Raw genomic sequence first — 17,715 nt, 5'->3', positions numbered from 1 at the left:
ACAGCGCCCCCGTACGGACATTCCGTACGGGGGCGCTTCGTCTTTGTGCGTCGTCAGGTGTTACGAAGCCGAGGTCTCGGCCGGGCGGATATAGATGCGCTGGCCTGTCGCGGCGGCCTGCTGCACGATCCGGTTGACGGAGGCGGCGTCCACGACGGTGCTGTCCACGGCGGTACCGTCGACATCGTCGAGTCGCATGATCTCGAAGCGCATATGGCTTCCCTTCGTCTGATCCTCCTGCTGGAGAACTACTGGGAGGACGGATGGTCCGTCCGCAAGGATGTGGAGCACCAGACATCGGTGTCTCGCGCTCCACATGGTGTACAACGGCATGCTCTCTGCAAACATTCCCTACGCTAAGGAAATTTTTTGGATGTCTAAGTACCAGTGGGTAACGGGTCGTGCGCGGACGATGAGGTCCGTATGAGCGAGGCAGAGATCGCAGAGATCGGCGAGCGCCTGGACCGCACCAACGAGCTGCTCAAACGCATGCTCGCCGAGGTGTCGAAGACCCCTTCGACCCACGCGATCTTCGTGGACGCGGGCTATGTGTACGCGGCGGCCGGGCTGCTCGTCACCGGCACCGAGGACCGGCGCTCCTTCGACCTCGATGCGGAGGGGCTGATCGAGGCGTTCATCGACAAGGCCCGCACGATCTTCGCGGACAGCAGACTCCTGCGCGTGTACTGGTACGACGGGGCCAGGCGCCGGATCCACACCGTCGAGCAGCAGTCCATCGCCGAACTGCCCGACGTCAAGGTCAGACTCGGCAACCTCAACGCCAACAACCAGCAGAAGGGGGTCGACTCACTCATCCGCACCGACCTCGAATCGCTCGCCCGGCACCGCGCCATCAGTGACGCGGCGCTCGTCGGCGGCGACGAGGACCTGGTGTCGGCGGTCGAGGCGGCGCAGGGGTACGGGGCCCGGGTCCACCTGTGGGGCATCGAGGCCGGAGAAGGCCGCAACCAGGCCGAACCGCTGCTCTGGGAGGTGGACAGCCAGCGCACCTTCGACCTCGACTTCTGTCGCCCGTACGTCACCAGACGCCCCGTCACCACATACGAGGACGACACTCCGGCCCCCTCGCGCGACGACGTCCGCTTCGTCGGTGCGCAGATCGCCGCGGCCTGGCTCGCCGCCCGCGGTCGCGAGTCCCTCGCCGATCTGCTGCCCGGACACCCCTACCTGCCGGGCTCCGTGGACCAGGATCTGCTGGTCGAGGCCGAACGACTCCTCCAGCACTCGCTGCGCGGCCACGCCCACCTGCGGCGGGCGCTGCGCGACGGCTTCTGGCAGCACCTGCAGGCGCAGTACTGAGCTACACGCCGTCCCAGAAGGAGACGAGCGCGGCAGCGGTCTGCTCCGGGCGGTCCGTGTTGGGGGAGTGTTCGGCGCCCGCGATCCGTGTGCGGTGCGCGCCGAGGCGCTGCGCCATCGTGTCGAGCAGGGGGACCGGCCAGGTGTCGTCGCGCTCGCCGGACAGCACATGGACGGGCAGCGGAACGGCGGTGAGTTCGGCCACCCGGTCCGGCTCGGTCACCAGCTGCCGGCCGGTGGCGATCAGCTGGGCGGACCGGTGCCGCAGCCAGCGCCGGCGCAGACCCTCGCCGTCCGTGGCCGCGTCCTCCGGTGGGTCGAGGGCGCGCATCGCCTCCCACACCTCGGCCATGCTCAGCGTCGCGAGCGCGTCGCTGAGCATCTTCACCTTGAGCTGCTGGGCCTCGGTGACCTGGGCGGGGCCCGAGGACATCAGCGTCAGTGAACGGAACGGCGAGGCGTCGAGCAGCACGGCCGCGCGGGCGATCTGGCCGCCGAGAGAATGCCCGAGCAGATGCACGGCGCCGTCACCGCCGGCGTCGAGCGCGGCGGCCTGAGTGAGTACGTCACGAGCCAACTCGCCCTGGGCGTAAGTCTCCTGACTGTCCGTCCCCTCGGTCTCGTACTGTCCGCGACCATCGACGGCGACGATGCGGTAGCCGGCGGTGGAGAGCGGTTCGAGGAGCGCGATGAAGTCCTCCTTGCTGCCCATGTAACCGGGCAACAGGAGGGCGGTGCCACGCGGTTCGGCGGGTGGCAGGGCTTCCAGCACGGCAAAGTCCCCGCGCGCGGTACGCAGCGGGTGGACGCGGGCGCAGGGAGGCGGGGTGAAGGTGTGCGGCCGACTCATGGAAAGAGGCTATGTCCTCGAACGCCGCACGGGCTGAATCGGGTGCACGCAAACGCCGGACGGGCTTGAGGTTGCCCTCAAGCCCGTCCGGCAGTTCAAGCGTCCGGGGCGGAGCCCCGGACCAACCGACCTGGTGCGATCAGCTCTCGGTGGTGGCCGCCCGCGCCCGGCGGCGCCGCGGCTTCGCCTCACCCTCGGCGACCGGAGCCTCCACCACGGTCTCCGCCTTCGGCTTCGCCGCAGCCCGCGTCCGCCGGCGCGGCTTGCTCTCCGGCACCGGTTCGGCGATCGGCGCGATCTGGAAGTCGACCTCGTCCGCCGCCGGCTTGGCGACGATCCGGGTGCGACGACGCGGCTTGGTCACCGCCTTGACCTCCGGCATCGGTTCGGCGATCGGCGCGATCTGGAAGTCGACCTCGTCCGCAGGCTTGGCGGCGACGCGAGCCCGGCGGCGACGCGGCTTGGCCTCGGCCACCGGCTCCGCCTCGACCGTCACGGGTGACTCGACAACAGCGGCCGGAGCCTCCGCCACGGCCACCGCGGCCTCGGCCGCGACATCCGGGGCCCCGACACGGGTACGACGACGGCGACGCGGCGTACGCGGCTCGGCCGGCGCGTCGGCAACCGACACGACCTCCGAGGCCTCCGAGCCCGGCGCCGGCACCACAGCGGCGGCGCCGTCCGCGACCGAGGACCCGCCCCGGGTACGACGACGCTGACGCGGCGTACGCGGCGCCCGCTCCTCAGCTGCCACAGGCGCCGAGGACGCGGCGGACGACTTGCGGCCACGGCCGCCCGTCTCGCCCAGGTCCTCGATCTCCTCGGCCCGAAGACCCGCACGGGTCCGCTCGGTGCGCGGCAGCACACCCTTGGTGCCGGCCGGGATGTCGAGCTCCTCGAAGAGGTGCGGCGACGTGGAGTACGTCTCGACCGGGTCGGGGAACTTCAGGTCCAGCGCCTTGTTGATCAGCTGCCAGCGCGGGATGTCGTCCCAGTCGACCAGCGTGACCGCGATGCCCTTGGCACCGGCACGGCCGGTCCGGCCGATGCGGTGGAGGTACGTCTTCTCGTCCTCCGGCGACTGGTAGTTGATGACGTGCGTGACGCCTTCGACGTCGATACCGCGGGCCGCGACATCGGTGCAGACGAGCACGTCCACCTTGCCGTTGCGGAACGCGCGCAGCGCCTGCTCACGGGCGCCCTGGCCGAGGTCGCCATGGACCGCGCCGGACGCGAAACCGCGCTTCTCCAGCTGGTCGGCGATGTCGGCGGCCGTCCGCTTCGTACGGCAGAAGATCATCGCGAGTCCGCGGCCGTTGGCCTGCAGGATGCGCGAGACCATCTCGGGCTTGTCCATCGAGTGGGCCCGGAAGACGTGCTGCGAGGTGTTAGCGACGGTCGCGCCCTCACCGTCGGGTGAGGTGGCACGGATGTGCGTCGGCTGCGTCATGTAACGCCGCGCGAGGCCGATGACCGCACCCGGCATGGTCGCCGAGAACAGCATGGTCTGGCGCTTGGGCGGAAGCATCGTGATGATCTTCTCGACGTCGGGCAGGAAGCCCAGGTCGAGCATCTCGTCGGCCTCGTCGAGAACGAGCGAGCGCACGTGCGACAGGTCGAGCTTGCGCTGTCCTGCCAGGTCGAGCAGTCGCCCCGGGGTGCCGACAATCACATCGACGCCCTTCTTCAGGGCTTCGACCTGGGGTTCGTACGCACGGCCGCCGTAGATGGCGAGAACGCGGACGTTACGCACCTTGCCGGCCGTCAGCAGGTCGTTGGTGACCTGCTGGCAGAGCTCACGGGTGGGGACGACGACCAGTGCCTGCGGGGCCCCGGTCAGCTGCTCGGGCTGGGCCCGGCCTGCCTCGACGTCCGCGGGGACGGTGACGCGCTCCAGCAGCGGAAGACCGAAACCGAGCGTCTTGCCGGTACCGGTCTTGGCCTGTCCGATCACGTCGGAGCCGGAGAGTGCGACGGGGAGCGTCATCTCCTGGATGGGGAACGGGGACACAATGCCGACGGCCTCAAGGGCCTCGGCCGTCTCGGGAAGAATCCCGAGGTCTCGGAACGTAGTCAGGGTGCTGCCTCTTCTGTGAGACGCGGTCCGAGGCGAACGCTGGGGGTCGTACCGTGCCGGGGTTGGTCATCCGGCCGTGGATGGGCCGGGTGGCGCGGGACCACTGCCGTCGCTCGAGCGCTCGTGCCGCTGAGGGGGCCCCTCATCTGCGGTCGTACGTGTCGTACGCCCCGCGTGGAGGGCTGTCGGGTCGGAGCCGATCGGGCCACCGACCGGGCATCCTCATTCATTTCGCGCCACCGGCACATACAAAATGCTCTGTCGGCGCAATATCACTGTACCCCGGATTCGCGCATGTGTGTTGGGCGAATTCATCGGAACGGTGTGATGTCGGTGGCTGACCAGGCCCTTCCACCCCCTGTCGGGCGGGCTATTCTGCGGTTCATGGAGACGCCTGACAACGCCACTGAAGCCCCCGCACCCACCGGAATCGCCGCCCAGGACTGGGCCACGGCATCGGCGGAACCGCAGTACCGCGCCGCGGTCGTCGATCTGCTGGGGGCGCTCGCATACGGAGAGCTGGCGGCCTTCGAGCGGCTCGCCGAGGACGCCAAACTCGCGCCGACGCTGGCCGACAAGGCGGAGCTCGCAAAGATGGCGTCCGCCGAATTCCATCACTTCGAGCGGTTGACGGACCGGCTGACGGCGATCGACACGGAGCCGACCGCCGCGATGGAGCCTTTCGCCAAGGCGCTCGACGACTTCCACCGTCAGACCGCCCCGTCGGACTGGCTCGAGGGCCTGGTCAAGGCATACGTCGGCGACTCGATTGCGAGTGACTTCTACCGCGAGGTAGCCGCCCGCCTCGACTCGGACACCCGCTCGCTCGTCCTCGCTGTGCTCGACGACACGGGCCACGGCAACTTCGCCGTCGAGAAGGTGCGCGCCGCGATCGAGGCCGACCCGCGCGTCGGCGGCCGGCTCGCGCTGTGGGCCCGCCGGCTGATGGGCGAGGCGCTCTCGCAGGCCCAGCGGGTGGTTGCCGACCGCGACGCGCTGTCGACGATGCTGGTCGGCGGTGTGGCCGACGGATTCGACCTGGCGGAGGTCGGCCGGATGTTCTCGCGGATCACCGAGGCGCACACCAAGCGGATGGCCGCGCTCGGACTGGCTGCCTGACTTCGGCCGCTGCCGGCCCGGGACCGGTCGGCCGATCCGGTCGACCGGTCCCGTACGAGGTCAGGCCGCTGCTGATCGGCTCAGGCGGCGGCTGTCCGGACGGAGCAGCAGGGAGAGCGTCACCGCGCCGATCAGCACCGCGCCGATCAGGGTGGCCAGGGCATGGCCCGGCCCCAGCACCGAATGCGTCAGATACGCGCCGAACAGGGCACCCAGAGTGCCGGTGGCGAAGACGGTACGGCGGGACGGAAGCCGACCCGACAGCGAACGGAGCGCCGCCCAGGAGAGGGCGAGTCCGAGCACGACGGAACCGAGGGATTCCCAGATCACAGACGTTCACCTCGCGGGTTGCGGAGGGGGATATCCCCTGCTCGTGGAGCTGTGGGGGCAAATCGGTCGTAGGCGGTCCTACCCGTGGGCCGTGGAATACAACCCTCCTGCGAGATTTTTCGCACAGGTGTCGCACAGGTGTCAGTGGCCGTGAGCAGCGGGGAACGACGAAGCGGCCCGGCGGGGATCCCCGCCGGGCCGCTTCACTGCCTTGCGTCGAGCGTGCTCCTACAGCGCGCCGAACCCGACCCGCCGCGTGCTCGGCTCGCCGATCTCCACGTAGGCGACCCGGTCGGCCGGCACCAGGACCTTGCGGCCCTTGTCGTCCGTGAGGCTGAGCAGCTGCGCCTTGCCGGTGAGAGCCTCGGCGACCGCGCTCTCGACCTCCTCGGCGGAAAGCCCGCTCTCCAGAACGATCTCCCGGGGTGCGTGCTGCACGCCGATCTTGACCTCCACGGCTATGTCCCTCCGACGGTCAGTCCTCTGCGCGTGTGCCGCGCCGTACGAACCACACATTAGCCCGGTGAGGGGAGCTGTCAGGGGTCGGCGGGCCACGCCCGCAGCGAACAAGGCCGGACGGTCAGTGCTGATCGACGCCGTGCAGCGGGAACCCGGCGATGCCGCGCCAGGCCAGCGAGGTGAGGAGCTGCACCGCCGTGTCGCGCGGGATCGCCGACTGACTGGACAGCCAGTACCGGGCGACCACCTGGGAGACACCGCCCAGACCCACCGCGAGCAGCATCGACTCGTCCTTGGACAGTCCCGTGTCACCCGCGATGACATCGGAGATCGCCTCCGCGCACTGCAGCGAGACCCGGTCGACCCGCTCGCGTACCGCCGGCTCGTTCGTCAGGTCCGACTCGAAGACCAGTCGGAAGGCGCCGCCCTCGTCCTCGACGTACGCGAAGTAGGCGTCCATCGTCGCGGCGACACGCAGCTTGTTGTCCGTCGTCGACGCCAGTGCCGTACGGACGGCCTGCAGCAGCGACTCGCAGTGCTGGTCGAGCAGTGCCAGATAGAGCTCCAGCTTGCCCGGGAAGTGCTGGTAGAGCACCGGCTTGCTGACACCGGCCCGCTCCGCGATGTCGTCCATCGCGGCGGAGTGGTAGCCCTGCGCGACGAAGACCTCCTGCGCGGCGCCCAGCAGCTGGTTGCGTCGGGCGCGGCGAGGCAGGCGAGTGCCCCGCGGGCGCGCCGCCTCTGTCTGCTCGATGGCTGTCACGCCGCCTCCCAAAATTGTGATCGAACGCAGCCGTTGCGTACGCGCTGCGCCGTTCGGCCATCGTACTTTTGAGTAACCCGGGTGTGCGCGGCGCGGACGCAGAATTTCACGGACCGGACCGCTGCGGTAGCCACAGATTCTTCGAACCGCACGGCAAAACGGGATGTATCAGCGGTAGTCGTCCTCGTCCTGTGCGACGACGCGGTGCTGCTCGGCCGCATCTGCCTCATTTGCGGTGGCCCGGTCGATGTCCGTCAACGGATCGTCGCTCTTCTGCTGGAGGTCGGCGTGCTGCTCGACGGCATCCGCCTCGGGCGTCTCCTGGTCCGGTTCGTCCGGCTGAACGTCTTCGAAAGTCTCCGGGTCACTGGGGTCGACCATCATGGTGACTCCCTTCCTTAGCTTCGAGCGTAGGAGCTCCCCCTTCTTGGCGCTATGCGATCTGTGACGGCGAACACACGAACCACGGTGTGATCGTCTCGTAACATTGGCGCATGTCTTCGACCGAGCTGCCGGGAGCCCGCGCCGCTGCCGCCGCGGTGGCCCCCACGGTGAGCCCCGTCCGGGTCGGCGAGGGGGAGAAGCTGCGCTCCGTCGCGCTGCCCGGACTGACGCTGAACGTCCGCACCCGCCCGCCGGAGCGGTCCGGACTGCCGCCCGCCCTCTGTGTGCACGGGCTCGGCGGCTCCTCGCAGAACTGGTCGGTGCTGATGGCGTTGCTCCAGGACGTGGTGGACGGCGCGGCGGTCGACCTGCCCGGCTTCGGGGACTCCCCGCCGCCGGACGACGGCAACTACTCGGTCACCGGGCACGCCCGCGCGGTGATCCGGCTCCTCGATGCGGAGGAGCACGGGCCCGTTCATCTCTTCGGCAATTCACTCGGTGGTGCAGTGGCCACCCGGGTCGCGGCCGTCCGTCCGGATCTGGTGCGCACGCTCACCCTGGTCTCGCCTGCATTGCCCGAGATCCGGGTGCAGTGGCCTGCCGTACCGACCGCACTGCTCGCAGTTCCGGGTGCCGCATCCCTGTTCTCCCGGCTCAGCAAGGACTGGACCGCGGAAGAACGCACCCGCGGAGTCATGGCACTCTGTTACGGCGATCCGGCACGTGTCTCCGAGGAAGGCTTCCGCGATGCGGTGGCAGAAATGGAGCGACGGCTGGAGCTGCCGTACTTCTGGGACGCGATGACGCGCTCGGCACGTGGCATCGTCGATGCCTACACGCTGGGCGGGCAGCACGGGCTGTGGCGCCAGGCCGAGCGTGTGCTCGCCCCGACTCAGCTCGTGTACGGCGGACGGGACCAGCTCGTCTCGTACCGGATGGCACGCAGGGCGTCCGCGGCCTTCCGCGATTCGCGGCTGCTGACACTGCCCGATGCCGGGCACGTGGCGATGATGGAGTACCCGGAGGCGGTCGCCCAGGCGTTCCGGGAATTGCTCGACGAACGCGGCGGGAGCTGATCCGGGGCGTGGGACGACACAGCCGAAAGGGCCCTCCACCCAAGGGACCCGAGAGCGATGCCGCCGCGAAGGCGGTGGGCGGTCGTGAGGGGGTGCGGCCGGAGTCCGGCAACGGACGACGCAGGAGGGCGGCCGACACCCCGCCCGGCGCGGACGGGCACACCCCCTTCCAGGGGATCCCGCAGGTGCGCGGCGGCCATCCCGAACTGCGTGAACCGGGTGGTGGCTGGGGGGCGGGAACCCGGCAGCGGTACGGCGACTGGCAGATCCCGGCGCGGACCGATGCCGGTGGCCAGGGGCGACGGCCGGGGGCACCTCGGCCGGCCTCTCAGCAGCAGTCGATGGGTCAGCGGACGCCGATGCCGCAGCGTCCTCAGCCGACGTCCCAGCAGCAGGCGGCCGGTGAGCGGCCGCTGATACCGGGGCCGCGACGGGAGTTCGTCGACGCCTTCGACGCGCCACCCGCATCGCTCGCGCCACCCGCACCGCGCTCCCCGTCCGCCCTGCCGGCCGATCCGTTCGGCTCGGTCGTCGAGTGGGACGAGCGGCCCCCGGGCGGGGACAGGGATGTGGCGCCGGGCACCGCCCCGGCCCCCAAGGACGGCAAGGGTGCCAAGGGCCGTACCTTCACCGGCATCGCGGCCGCCGCGGTGACCACCGTGCTCGCGGTCGTCGTCGCGGGGCAGGTCGCCCATGACGGCGGTGGGGCGCGGGCCGGTGCCGCCGCGCCGACGGGCATGGACCGGGAGGGTGGCCACGACATCTCCTCCCGCTCGGACGACCGGCCGACGCCCGCACCGGCCGCGGTCAAGGCCCTTTCGTACGGTCAGAAGATGGCCAAGAGCTATCCGCTCGCCCCGGACCTCCGGGGCTCCGGGCATTTCGAGGCGGTCCCGGGCGGGGCGAAGGCTCCGGGCCGCGGGCATAAGTACCGCTATCGGATCGATGTCGAAAAGGGCCTCGGTCTCGATGCCGGACTTTTTGCCGAAGCCGTTCAGAAGACCCTTAATGACGACCGGAGTTGGGCACACGACGGCGCCATGACTTTTGAGCGGATCTCTTCGGGTGACCCCGACTTCGTGATCACGCTGGCCAGCCCGGGGACCACCGGCGACTGGTGCAAGAAGTCGGGCCTCGATACGACCGAGGACAATGTCTCGTGCGATTCCGCGGCGACCGAGCGCGTGATGATCAACGCCTACCGCTGGGCGCAGGGGTCGTCGACGTTCGGCCCCGAGAAGCTCTTCGCCTACCGCCAGATGCTGATCAACCATGAGGTCGGCCACCGGCTGGGGCACGACCATGTGACGTGCCGCACGCCGGGCGCACTGGCCCCGGTGATGCAGCAGCAGACCAAGTCCCTGGACATCGATGGGATCAAGTGCCGCCCCAACCCCTGGGTCCACCCGGCCGGTTGAGCCGGATCGGGGCGTCGGTCCGGTTCTGCCCGGCCACCCCTTGATCGACTCCTGCTGAGGCCTGCGCCCGGGCCGGGAGGGCGGCCGTCCGAAATGCTGTCCAGTATCTGAGACCGGCGTCTTGTCCGGCGTTGACATCGCCGATGCGGTCCCGCATATTTCTCGGCATGTCACGCAGCCTTGTCACCTCCGAATGCGCCGCCATTGTGCTGGCGCTCATCGGCGTGACCGGGCACAGCGTCGCCGACATTCACTGTTGCTGACACCTGCCTGAGCGCGCGTCGGCCCCTTTCTCCGAGCCCTGGTCTCGGTCCGAACGGCCCTTCCCGATTTCCGCGCCCCGGCGTTCTCACGTCCGCAGGCGCGGCAGTTTCGGTGCTCCGGTCCCCTTTTCGCTTTCCGGCCGGTCGTTCCACCACACCCTCGCTGCAGCCTGCACGGACCCACCATCCGGTTTTCACCGCAAGCAGCACTCCGAGAGGTCATCTTCCGATGCGTCAACCGTCCGTCATATCGCGCCGCGTGGCCGCGGCCGTCGTGGTTCTCGTCGTGGGTTCGGGCGCCGCCGCGTGCGGGCCCCAGGACAGCAAGGGCAGCGACGGCAGCTCCGGCGCAGCGGGCAAGCCCGCCAAGGGCGGCACGCTCACCGTCCTCAACAGAGCCGCGCAGGAGGACTTCGACCCCGCGCGGCTCTACACCTCCGGCGGCGGCAACGTCCCGTCCCTGGTCTTCCGTACGCTGACCACCCGCAACCGGGAGGCCGGTGCGGCCGGCGCGAAGGTCGTCCCCGACCTGGCGACCGACCTGGGCACGCCCAGCAAGAACGCCACCGTCTGGACGTACACGCTCAAGGACGGCCTGAAGTACGAGGACGGCACCGCGATCACGAGCGCCGACATCAAGTACGGCATCGAGCGCTCCTTCGCCGCCGAGCTCTCCGGGGGTGCGCCCTACCTGCGCGACTGGCTGATCGGCGGCGCCGACTACCGGGGTCCGTACAAGGACAAGAAGGGCCTCGCCTCGATCGAGACGCCCGACGCGAAGACGATCGTCTTCCACCTCAACAAGCCGGAGGGCGAGTTCCCCTACCTGGCGACGCAGACCCAGACGACCCCCGTGCCGAAGGCCAAGGACACCGGCACGAAGTACGAGAACCACCCCATCTCCTCGGGTCCGTACAAGGTCGTCAAGAACGAGGGCGACGGTGAGCGCCTCGTCCTGGAGCGCAACAAGTTCTGGTCGGCCGCGACCGACGAGGAGCGCAAGGCGTACCCGGACCGGATCGACGTGCGCTCCGGGCTCGACTCGGCCGTCATCAACCAGCGGCTCTCCGCCTCCCGCGGCGCCGACGCCGCCGCAGTCACCACCGACACCAACCTCGGCCCGGCCGAGCTCGCCAAGGTCACCGGCGACAAGAAGCTCGCCGCCCGGGTCGGCACCGGCCACTTCGGCTACACGAACTACATCGCCTTCAACCCGAAGGTGAAGCCGTTCGACAACCCGAAGGTGCGCCAGGCGATCTCGTACGCCGTCGACCGCACCTCGGTCGTCAACGCGGCCGGTGGCTCCTCGCTCGCCGAGCCCGCCACCACCTTCCTGCCGGAGCAGGCGTCCTTCGGCTTCAACGCGTACGACGCCTTCCCCGCCGGTAAGACGGGCGACGCGGCCAAGGCCAAGGAGCTGCTGAAGGAGGCCGGTTACGCCAAGGGCCTGACCATCACCCTCACGCACTCCAACGAAAAGAACTTCGCCACCAGCCCGGAGATCGCCACCGCGATCCAGGAGGCGCTGAAGCAGGCCGGGATCACGGTCAAGCTCCAGGGCCTGGAGTCCAACGCGTACTCGGACAAGATCTACAACGTGAAGAGCGAGCCCGGCTTCTTCCTCACCGGCTGGGGCGCCGACTGGCCGTCCGGCGGTCCGTTCCTCGCACCGATCTTCGACGGACGCCAGATCGTCAAGAACGGCTACAACTTCAACGCCTCCCAGCTCGACGACGCCTCCGTCAACAAGGAGATCGACGAGATCAACAAGCTGACCGACCTGAGCGCGGCCGCGAAGCGCTGGGGCGCACTCGACAAGAAGATCGGTGAGCAGGCGGTGACCGTGCCGCTGTTCCACCCCGTCTACAAGCGCCTGTACGGCGAGTCCATCAAGAACGTCGTCATCAGCGACTGGACCGGTGTACTCGACATCTCGCAGGTCGCGGTCAAGTAACCATGGCCGAAGCTCTGCTGGTCAAGGAGGCGGGGGCCGTGCAGGCCCCCGCCTCCGGGGCCTCCTCGTTCTGGCGGCGGCTGCGCGCACGGCGCTCCGCCGCCGTGGCGGCCGTGATCGTCGCCCTGCTGGTCCTGGTCGCGCTCGCCGCCCCGCTGCTGGCGGGCATCGAGGGCCAGGACCCCACCACGTACCACGCGAACCTCGTCGACTCCGCGACCGGCGGCGTACCGCTGGGCTCGTTCGGCGGGATCAGCGCCGACCACTGGCTCGGCGTCGAACCGCTCACCGGCCGCGATCTCTTCGCCCGCGTCGTGTACGGGGCCCGGGTCTCGCTCGGCGTCGCGCTGGCCGCGACCCTGCTCCAGGTGATCATCGGCGTGGCCGTCGGGCTCGCCGCCGGACTCGGCAACCGCCTCGTCGACCAGGCGCTCAGCCGCGTCACCGACGTCGTCGTCGCCCTGCCCGTCATGGTGATCGCGCTCGGCGCGCTCGCCGTCGTCCCCGCCGGCTTCCCACGTCCGGTGCTGATCGCCGCGATCGTCGGCCTGGTCGGCTGGTCCGGCATCTCCAAGATCGTGCGCGCCCAGACCCTCGCGCTGAAGTCGCTCGACCATGTGGCGGCCGCCCGGCTCAGCGGCTGGAGCGGCCGGCGGATCGCCCGGCGCGAGCTGCTGCCCGCGCTCGCCGCACCCGTCATCACCTACGCCGTGCTGCTCTTCCCCGGCAACATCGTCGTCGAAGCGGCGCTGTCCTTCCTCGGCGTCGGCATCAAACCGCCCACGCCGTCCTGGGGACAGATGCTCAGCGACGCCGACACGTGGTACCAGGCGGCGCCCACCTATCTACTGATCCCCGCCCTGCTGATCTTCATCACCGTGCTGGCGCTGACCGTCCTCGGTGAAGGCGTGCGCAACGCACTCGACCCGCGCGTCGCCTCCCGGCTGCGGATCGGCACCGGACGCAAGAAGGAGGCCGGAGCATGAGCCGGTTCCTGCTGCGGCGCATCGGCGGGGCGCTCTTCGTGCTCCTCGCCCTCAGCGTCGTCGTCTACGCCGCCTTCTACGTCGCCCCGGGCAACGTCGCGCAGATCGCCTGCGGTCCGCGCTGCTCGCCCGCCCAGGTGGCACAGGTCAGCGACCAACTGCGGCTCGGCGACCCGCTGTACCTGCAGTACGCGCACTTCCTCCAGGGGATCTTCGCCGGCCGCGACTACTCGACCGGCACCGGAATCCTGCACTGCCAGGCACCCTGCCTCGGACGCTCCTACCAGAACGACGAGCAGGTCACCCAGATGATCCTCACCAAGCTCCCGGCCACCGCCTCACTCGCCATCGGCGCGTTCGTGCTGTGGATCGTGCTCGGTGTCGGCACCGGGCTGCTCTCGGTCTGGCGGCGCGGCCGCGCGACCGAGCGGCTCCTCACCGGACTGACCCTGGCCGGCATGGCCACGCCCGTCTTCGTCGTCGGCCTGCTGCTGATCATCGTCTTCTGCTCGGCGCTGCAGCTGCTGCCTTTCCCCGACTACGTACCGCTCACCGAGAACCCGGAACAGTGGGCCTGGAACCTGCTGTTGCCCTGGGTCTCACTGGCCCTGGTCTCCGCCGCTCCGTACGCCCGGATGACCCGGGCGTCGATGCTGGAGACCCTCGCCGAGGACCATGTGCGCACCTTCCGGGCGTACGGGGTGAGCGAGCGGAAGCTCGTCGGGCGGCACGCGCTGCGCGGCGCGCTCGGCCCCGTGATCGCGCTCGGCGCGCTCGACATCGGCTCGATGTTCGGTGGCGCTGTCCTCACCGAGTCGCTCTTCAACATCCCCGGCGTCGGACGCGAACTCGTCGACGCCGTGAAGAACGTCGACCTGCCGGTCGTCGTCGGCCTGGTGCTCGTCACCGGCTTCTTCGTCGTCCTTGCCAATGCCGTCGCGGACATCCTGCAGGCGATGGCCGACCGTCGGGTGGTGCTGGCATGAGTCTGGTCGAGGTCTCCGATCTGACCATCTCCTTCGACGGCGCGGACGGCGTACGGGCCGTGGACGGCCTGTCCTTCACGCTGGAGGAGGGTGCCGCGCTCGGCGTCGTCGGCGAGTCCGGCTCAGGCAAGAGCGCGTCGGCGTACGCCCTGCTCGGGCTCCACCGGGGGACAGGCGCCACGGTCGGCGGCTCGATACGGGTCGCCGGCGTGGACGTACAGGCGGCGGACGACGCGGAGCTGCGGGCGCTGCGCGGGGCGAAGGCCGCGATGGTCTTCCAGGACCCGCTGTCCTCGCTGGACCCGTACTACGCGGTCGGTGACCAGATCGCCGAGGTGTACCGGGTCCACACGCGCGCCTCCGGGCGGGCGGCGCGGGCGCGGGCCGTCGACGTGCTCGACCGGGTCGGGATCCCCGACGCGGTGCGGCGGTCACGGTCCCGGCCGCACGAGTTCTCCGGTGGGATGCGGCAGCGTGCGCTGATCGCGATGGCGCTGGCCTGTGAGCCGCAGCTGCTGATCGCCGACGAGCCGACGACCGCGCTGGACGTCACCGTCCAGGCCCAGATCCTGGACCTGCTGCACACGCTGCGCCGGGAGACCGGCATGGGGCTCCTGCTGGTCACCCACGATGTGGGCGTCGCGGCGGAGAGCGTCGACGAGGTGCTGGTCATGCAGTCGGGCCGAGAGGTGGAGCGCGGGCCGGTCGCCGAGGTGCTCGGCGCGCCCCGGCAGCCGTACACGCGCGAACTGCTGGCCGCCGTACCGAGGGTGGACGCGAAGCGCCCGGAGCCGGTGCCGGTTCCGGCGGCTCGTGTCGCGGACGGGGGCGGGCCGGGGCTCGACGCCGCCGTGCCCCGTGTTGCGCAGGCGGGCGAGCCGCTGCTCGAAGCCATCGATCTGCGACGCGAATTCGGACGGGGCGGCAGCCGGATCACCGCCGTGGACGGCGTATCGCTCACCGTCCACCCCGGCGAGACACTCGGCATCGTCGGCGAGAGCGGCAGCGGCAAGACGACGCTCGGCCGGATGCTCGTCCGCCTCCTCGACCCGACCGCGGGCCGGCTCCAGTACCGGGGTACGGATATCGGATCGCTGTCGGACAAGGCGCTGCGCCCGTACCGGCGTGAGCTCCAGATGGTCTTCCAGGACCCCGTCGCCTCACTCAACCCGCGCCGCTCGATCGGTGAATCCGTCGCCGATCCGCTGCGCGCGGCAGGCGCACTCGACGACACCCGGATCCGGGCGCGCGTCCAGGAACTGCTGGAACGCGTCGGCCTCGACCCCGACCGGTACGACCGCTACCCGCACGAGTTCAGCGGCGGACAGCGTCAGCGCGTCGGCATCGCCCGCGCGCTCGCCGCCGACCCCAAGCTGATCGTCTGCGACGAACCGGTCTCCGCGCTCGACGTCACCACCCAGGCACAGGTCACCGCACTCCTCGCCGAGCTCCAGCGCGAACTCGGCATCGGACTGGTCTTCATCGCCCATGACCTCGCGGTCGTGCGGCAGGTCAGCGACCGGGTCGCGGTGATGCGGCAGGGCCGGATCGTCGAACAGGGCAGTGTCGACGAGGTGTACGGGGCGCCCCAGGATCCGTACACCAAGCAGCTGCTGGCCGCCGTGCCCGCCCTCGATCCGGCGCTCGCGGCAGTGCGCCGCACGGCCCGCAAGGAGCTGGCCGCAGCCTGACCCTGCGTAACCGATCACCCTCATAGCGCGACGGAACGCTACCGGGGCGGGAAAGTTACGACGGTTCACCCCTTTCGGTGGCGCGATGGACAACCGTCCGTCGCGCCACCGGCGTATCCGCTTACGGTCGTCCCGCTGCGAGTCGCCATTTCAACGGCGGCCGCCCACAAGGGAGATCGGGGGTGTGCTCGTGCGGATCGGACTCCTCACCGACGGTGGTTATCCGTACGCGACCGGTGAGTCCAGACTCTGGTGCGACCGTCTGGTGCGCGGACTGACGCACGAGTTCGATCTCTACGCGCTCAGCCGCTCCGCCGAGCAGGAGGCGCAGGGCTGGGTACAGCTCCCGCCCCAGGTCAGCCGGGTGCGGACGGCGCCGCTGTGGATGGCCGACGAGGACATCCTGGGCGGCCACGCCCCCAAGCGGCTGCTCGCCCGGCTGCTGACCGGCGGAGGCGGGCGGTCGTACGGACGTCGCGAACGGCGCCGCTTCACGACGCACTTCACGGCGCTCGCCACATCCATCTGTACGGCGGACGTGACGCGCGACGGAGCGGACGGCGTACGTCGGACGGGTGTCTCCGACACCGCCGACGCGCAGTTCACGGACGGGCTGTACGGACTCGCCGAACTGGCCCGCGAACACGGCGGACTACCCGCGGCGCTCCGCTCCGAAACCGCCGTCCGCGTACTCGAAGCCGCCTGTCGCGCCCCCGGCACCGGCCGCACCGTCCAGACCGCGACCGTCCCCGACCTACTCGCCTTCGCCGCGGAGCTGGACCGCGTCCTGCGTCCGCTCTCCCTCGACTGGTACGACGAGGAGAGCCTCGGCGCGGTCGACCTCTGCCACGCCACGTCCGGCGGAGCCGCAGCTCTGCCGGGACTGTTGGCCAAACGCTTCTTCGGGGTGCCGCTGCTGGTCACCGAGCACGGTGTGCAGCTGCGCGCCCACTACCTCGCCGCGACCGGCACGCCGCTGAGTGCGCCGGTACGCGCCCTGCTCGCCAACTTCCTCGGACGGCTCGCCACCGAGGTGTACCGGCAGGCCGCGCTCATCACCCCGGGCAATACGCACGCCCGCCGCTGGCAGGAGCGGTGCGGCGCCGACCGGGCCAAGGTGCGCACCGTCTACCCCGGCATGGAGGCGGCCCGGTTCGCCGCGCTCGGGGAGAGCGGCGACGACGGCGGACCCGACACGCTGGTCTGGGTCGGCAGGATCGAACCCTCCAAGGACCTGGTCGCGCTGCTGCACGCATTCGCCGAGGTACGGAAGACCGAACCGGACGCGCGGCTGCGCATCATCGGCGCACCGGCGCCGTGCGCGGAAGGCGCCACATACCTCGCCCAGTGCCGGGCGCTCGCCGCCCAGCTCTTCCCCGACGAGGCCGCCGACGCGCACGCCATCGGTGACAACCCGGTCTCCTTCGAGGACATCGGCGACGCCGAACTGCCGGACCTGGCGGAGGCGTATGCGGCGGGCGGGATCGTGGTCCTCTCCAGCGTCGTCGAAGGCTTCCCGATCAGCCTGGTCGAGGCGATGTTCTGCGGACGTGCCACGGTGTCGACGGACGTCGGCGCCGTCGTCGAAGTGATCGGCGGTACGGGGCTGGTGGTGCCCCCGCGCAACCCCCGGGCGCTCGCCGACGCGTGCATCACGCTGCTGCGCGACCCCGAGCGCCGCGCACGCCTCGGCGCGGCGGCCCGCGCCCGTGCGCTCGAACTCTTCACCGTCGAACAGAACCTCGCGGCATTTCGCGGCATTTACCTGGAGCTGATCTCGCACTCCCCGGTGCGCAGACACACGCATGCGCTGAACGCGGACGGCGCCCCGCGCCCGTTCGCGACACCACCGGAGGCCCATGTGCTGGGCAGCTGGGCGGCCCCCGTCCCGCTCACGGCCGGGCACACCCCGAGCTGGGCCGCCGAGGGCGTGTGCGCGGGCGCGCGGCGAACGGGGGACGGCGATGTGTGAGCAGGAGACGGACACGAGGGCGGGCCGGCCGGGTACAGCCGCGGGCCGGCCCCGCGGACTCGGCGAA

At 70.4% G+C, this 17,715-nt stretch carries 17 protein-coding genes; 10 read left to right on the top strand and 7 right to left on the bottom strand.

Features of this window, described 5'->3' with window-relative positions:
* Positions 1–60: 60 nt before the first annotated feature.
* Positions 61–213, bottom strand: coding sequence for a hypothetical protein (locus tag OHB49_RS15970; RefSeq protein WP_093772755.1), 153 nt, complete (start codon positions 211–213; stop codon positions 61–63).
* Between the two features lie 210 nt (positions 214–423).
* On the opposite strand from OHB49_RS15970, the gene OHB49_RS15965 reads away from it, so the two are divergent.
* Entirely contained in the window at positions 424–1,320 is an 897-nt protein-coding gene (locus OHB49_RS15965) for an NYN domain-containing protein (RefSeq protein WP_030969626.1), read from the top strand.
* 1 nt (position 1,321) lies between these two features.
* On the opposite strand, the gene OHB49_RS15960 is transcribed toward OHB49_RS15965, so the two are convergent.
* Together OHB49_RS15960 and OHB49_RS15955 are read right to left on the bottom strand one after the other, a co-directional pair.
* The gene (locus OHB49_RS15960) at positions 1,322–2,170 is read right to left on the bottom strand and encodes an alpha/beta fold hydrolase (RefSeq protein WP_329161017.1); all 849 of its coding nucleotides are present in this window, start codon (positions 2,168–2,170) and stop codon (positions 1,322–1,324) included.
* Positions 2,171–2,309: 139 nt separating this feature from the next.
* The gene (locus tag OHB49_RS15955; protein WP_030969630.1) at positions 2,310–4,157 is read right to left on the bottom strand and encodes a DEAD/DEAH box helicase; all 1,848 of its coding nucleotides are present in this window, start codon (positions 4,155–4,157) and stop codon (positions 2,310–2,312) included.
* Positions 4,158–4,631: 474 nt separating this feature from the next.
* Between OHB49_RS15955 and OHB49_RS15950 the strand changes: the two genes are divergently transcribed.
* Positions 4,632–5,366 (top strand): ferritin-like fold-containing protein, encoded by a 735-nt coding sequence (locus tag OHB49_RS15950; protein ID WP_030915437.1) that lies wholly within the window; start codon positions 4,632–4,634, stop codon positions 5,364–5,366.
* A gap of 60 nt (positions 5,367–5,426) precedes the next feature.
* Here OHB49_RS15950 and OHB49_RS15945 read toward each other — a convergent pair whose 3' ends face one another.
* The 4 genes from OHB49_RS15945 to OHB49_RS15930 form a co-directional block, all read right to left on the bottom strand.
* The gene (locus OHB49_RS15945; protein WP_030969634.1) at positions 5,427–5,696 is read right to left on the bottom strand and encodes a hypothetical protein; all 270 of its coding nucleotides are present in this window, start codon (positions 5,694–5,696) and stop codon (positions 5,427–5,429) included.
* A gap of 228 nt (positions 5,697–5,924) precedes the next feature.
* On the bottom strand, positions 5,925–6,152 hold the full coding sequence (locus OHB49_RS15940; RefSeq protein WP_030915442.1) for a DUF3107 domain-containing protein: 228 nt from the start codon (positions 6,150–6,152) through the stop codon (positions 5,925–5,927).
* Positions 6,153–6,276: 124 nt separating this feature from the next.
* The gene (locus OHB49_RS15935; RefSeq protein WP_030969642.1) at positions 6,277–6,918 is read right to left on the bottom strand and encodes a TetR/AcrR family transcriptional regulator; all 642 of its coding nucleotides are present in this window, start codon (positions 6,916–6,918) and stop codon (positions 6,277–6,279) included.
* 168 nt (positions 6,919–7,086) lie between these two features.
* Entirely contained in the window at positions 7,087–7,302 is a 216-nt protein-coding gene (locus OHB49_RS15930; RefSeq protein ID WP_329161013.1) for a hypothetical protein, read from the bottom strand.
* Between the two features lie 110 nt (positions 7,303–7,412).
* Between OHB49_RS15930 and OHB49_RS15925 the strand changes: the two genes are divergently transcribed.
* From OHB49_RS15925 to OHB49_RS15890, 8 genes are all read left to right on the top strand, one after another.
* The gene (locus tag OHB49_RS15925; protein WP_329161011.1) at positions 7,413–8,378 is read left to right on the top strand and encodes an alpha/beta fold hydrolase; all 966 of its coding nucleotides are present in this window, start codon (positions 7,413–7,415) and stop codon (positions 8,376–8,378) included.
* Between the two features lie 8 nt (positions 8,379–8,386).
* Positions 8,387–9,796, top strand: coding sequence for a DUF3152 domain-containing protein (locus OHB49_RS15920; protein WP_329161009.1), 1,410 nt, complete (start codon positions 8,387–8,389; stop codon positions 9,794–9,796).
* Between the two features lie 167 nt (positions 9,797–9,963).
* Positions 9,964–10,059, top strand: a complete 96-nt coding sequence (locus OHB49_RS15915; protein WP_313939076.1) for an Ms4533A family Cys-rich leader peptide — start codon at positions 9,964–9,966, stop codon at positions 10,057–10,059.
* A gap of 229 nt (positions 10,060–10,288) precedes the next feature.
* Positions 10,289–12,013 (top strand): ABC transporter substrate-binding protein, encoded by a 1,725-nt coding sequence (locus OHB49_RS15910; protein ID WP_329161006.1) that lies wholly within the window; start codon positions 10,289–10,291, stop codon positions 12,011–12,013.
* A 2-nt stretch (positions 12,014–12,015) separates the two neighbouring features.
* The gene (locus OHB49_RS15905; protein ID WP_329161004.1) at positions 12,016–12,999 is read left to right on the top strand and encodes an ABC transporter permease; all 984 of its coding nucleotides are present in this window, start codon (positions 12,016–12,018) and stop codon (positions 12,997–12,999) included.
* A complete protein-coding gene (locus tag OHB49_RS15900) occupies positions 12,996–13,985 on the top strand; it encodes an ABC transporter permease (protein WP_030969654.1) in 990 nt (329 codons plus the stop codon). Before OHB49_RS15905 ends, OHB49_RS15900 begins: the two co-directional genes overlap by 4 nt.
* Entirely contained in the window at positions 13,982–15,676 is a 1,695-nt protein-coding gene (locus OHB49_RS15895) for an ABC transporter ATP-binding protein (RefSeq protein ID WP_329161003.1), read from the top strand. Before OHB49_RS15900 ends, OHB49_RS15895 begins: the two co-directional genes overlap by 4 nt.
* A 190-nt stretch (positions 15,677–15,866) precedes the next feature.
* Positions 15,867–17,648 carry a glycosyltransferase gene (locus OHB49_RS15890; RefSeq protein ID WP_329166497.1) on the top strand — a complete coding sequence of 594 codons (1,782 nt, stop codon included), beginning with the start codon at positions 15,867–15,869 and terminating at the stop codon, positions 17,646–17,648.
* Positions 17,649–17,715: the final 67 nt, after the last annotated feature.

The sequence above is a fragment of the Streptomyces sp. NBC_01717 genome (assembly GCF_036248255.1).
In the GTDB taxonomy this organism is placed as follows: Bacteria; Actinomycetota; Actinomycetes; order Streptomycetales; family Streptomycetaceae; genus Streptomyces.
This window is presented reverse-complemented; position numbering and strand designations above follow the sequence as displayed.

Coding starts and splice junctions, on each gene's coding strand:
- OHB49_RS15900 (WP_030969654.1), top strand. CDS start 12,996: ATGAGCCGGTTCCTGCTGCGGCGCATCGGCGGGGCGCTCTTCGTGCTC.
- OHB49_RS15895 (WP_329161003.1), top strand. CDS start 13,982: ATGAGTCTGGTCGAGGTCTCCGATCTGACCATCTCCTTCGACGGCGCG.
- OHB49_RS15960 (WP_329161017.1), bottom strand. CDS start 2,170: ATGAGTCGGCCGCACACCTTCACCCCGCCTCCCTGCGCCCGCGTCCAC.
- OHB49_RS15905 (WP_329161004.1), top strand. CDS start 12,016: ATGGCCGAAGCTCTGCTGGTCAAGGAGGCGGGGGCCGTGCAGGCCCCC.
- OHB49_RS15910 (WP_329161006.1), top strand. CDS start 10,289: ATGCGTCAACCGTCCGTCATATCGCGCCGCGTGGCCGCGGCCGTCGTG.
- OHB49_RS15930 (WP_329161013.1), bottom strand. CDS start 7,302: ATGATGGTCGACCCCAGTGACCCGGAGACTTTCGAAGACGTTCAGCCG.
- OHB49_RS15915 (WP_313939076.1), top strand. CDS start 9,964: ATGTCACGCAGCCTTGTCACCTCCGAATGCGCCGCCATTGTGCTGGCG.
- OHB49_RS15950 (WP_030915437.1), top strand. CDS start 4,632: ATGGAGACGCCTGACAACGCCACTGAAGCCCCCGCACCCACCGGAATC.
- OHB49_RS15925 (WP_329161011.1), top strand. CDS start 7,413: ATGTCTTCGACCGAGCTGCCGGGAGCCCGCGCCGCTGCCGCCGCGGTG.
- OHB49_RS15965 (WP_030969626.1), top strand. CDS start 424: ATGAGCGAGGCAGAGATCGCAGAGATCGGCGAGCGCCTGGACCGCACC.
- OHB49_RS15955 (WP_030969630.1), bottom strand. CDS start 4,157: ATGACGCTCCCCGTCGCACTCTCCGGCTCCGACGTGATCGGACAGGCC.
- OHB49_RS15970 (WP_093772755.1), bottom strand. CDS start 213: ATGCGCTTCGAGATCATGCGACTCGACGATGTCGACGGTACCGCCGTG.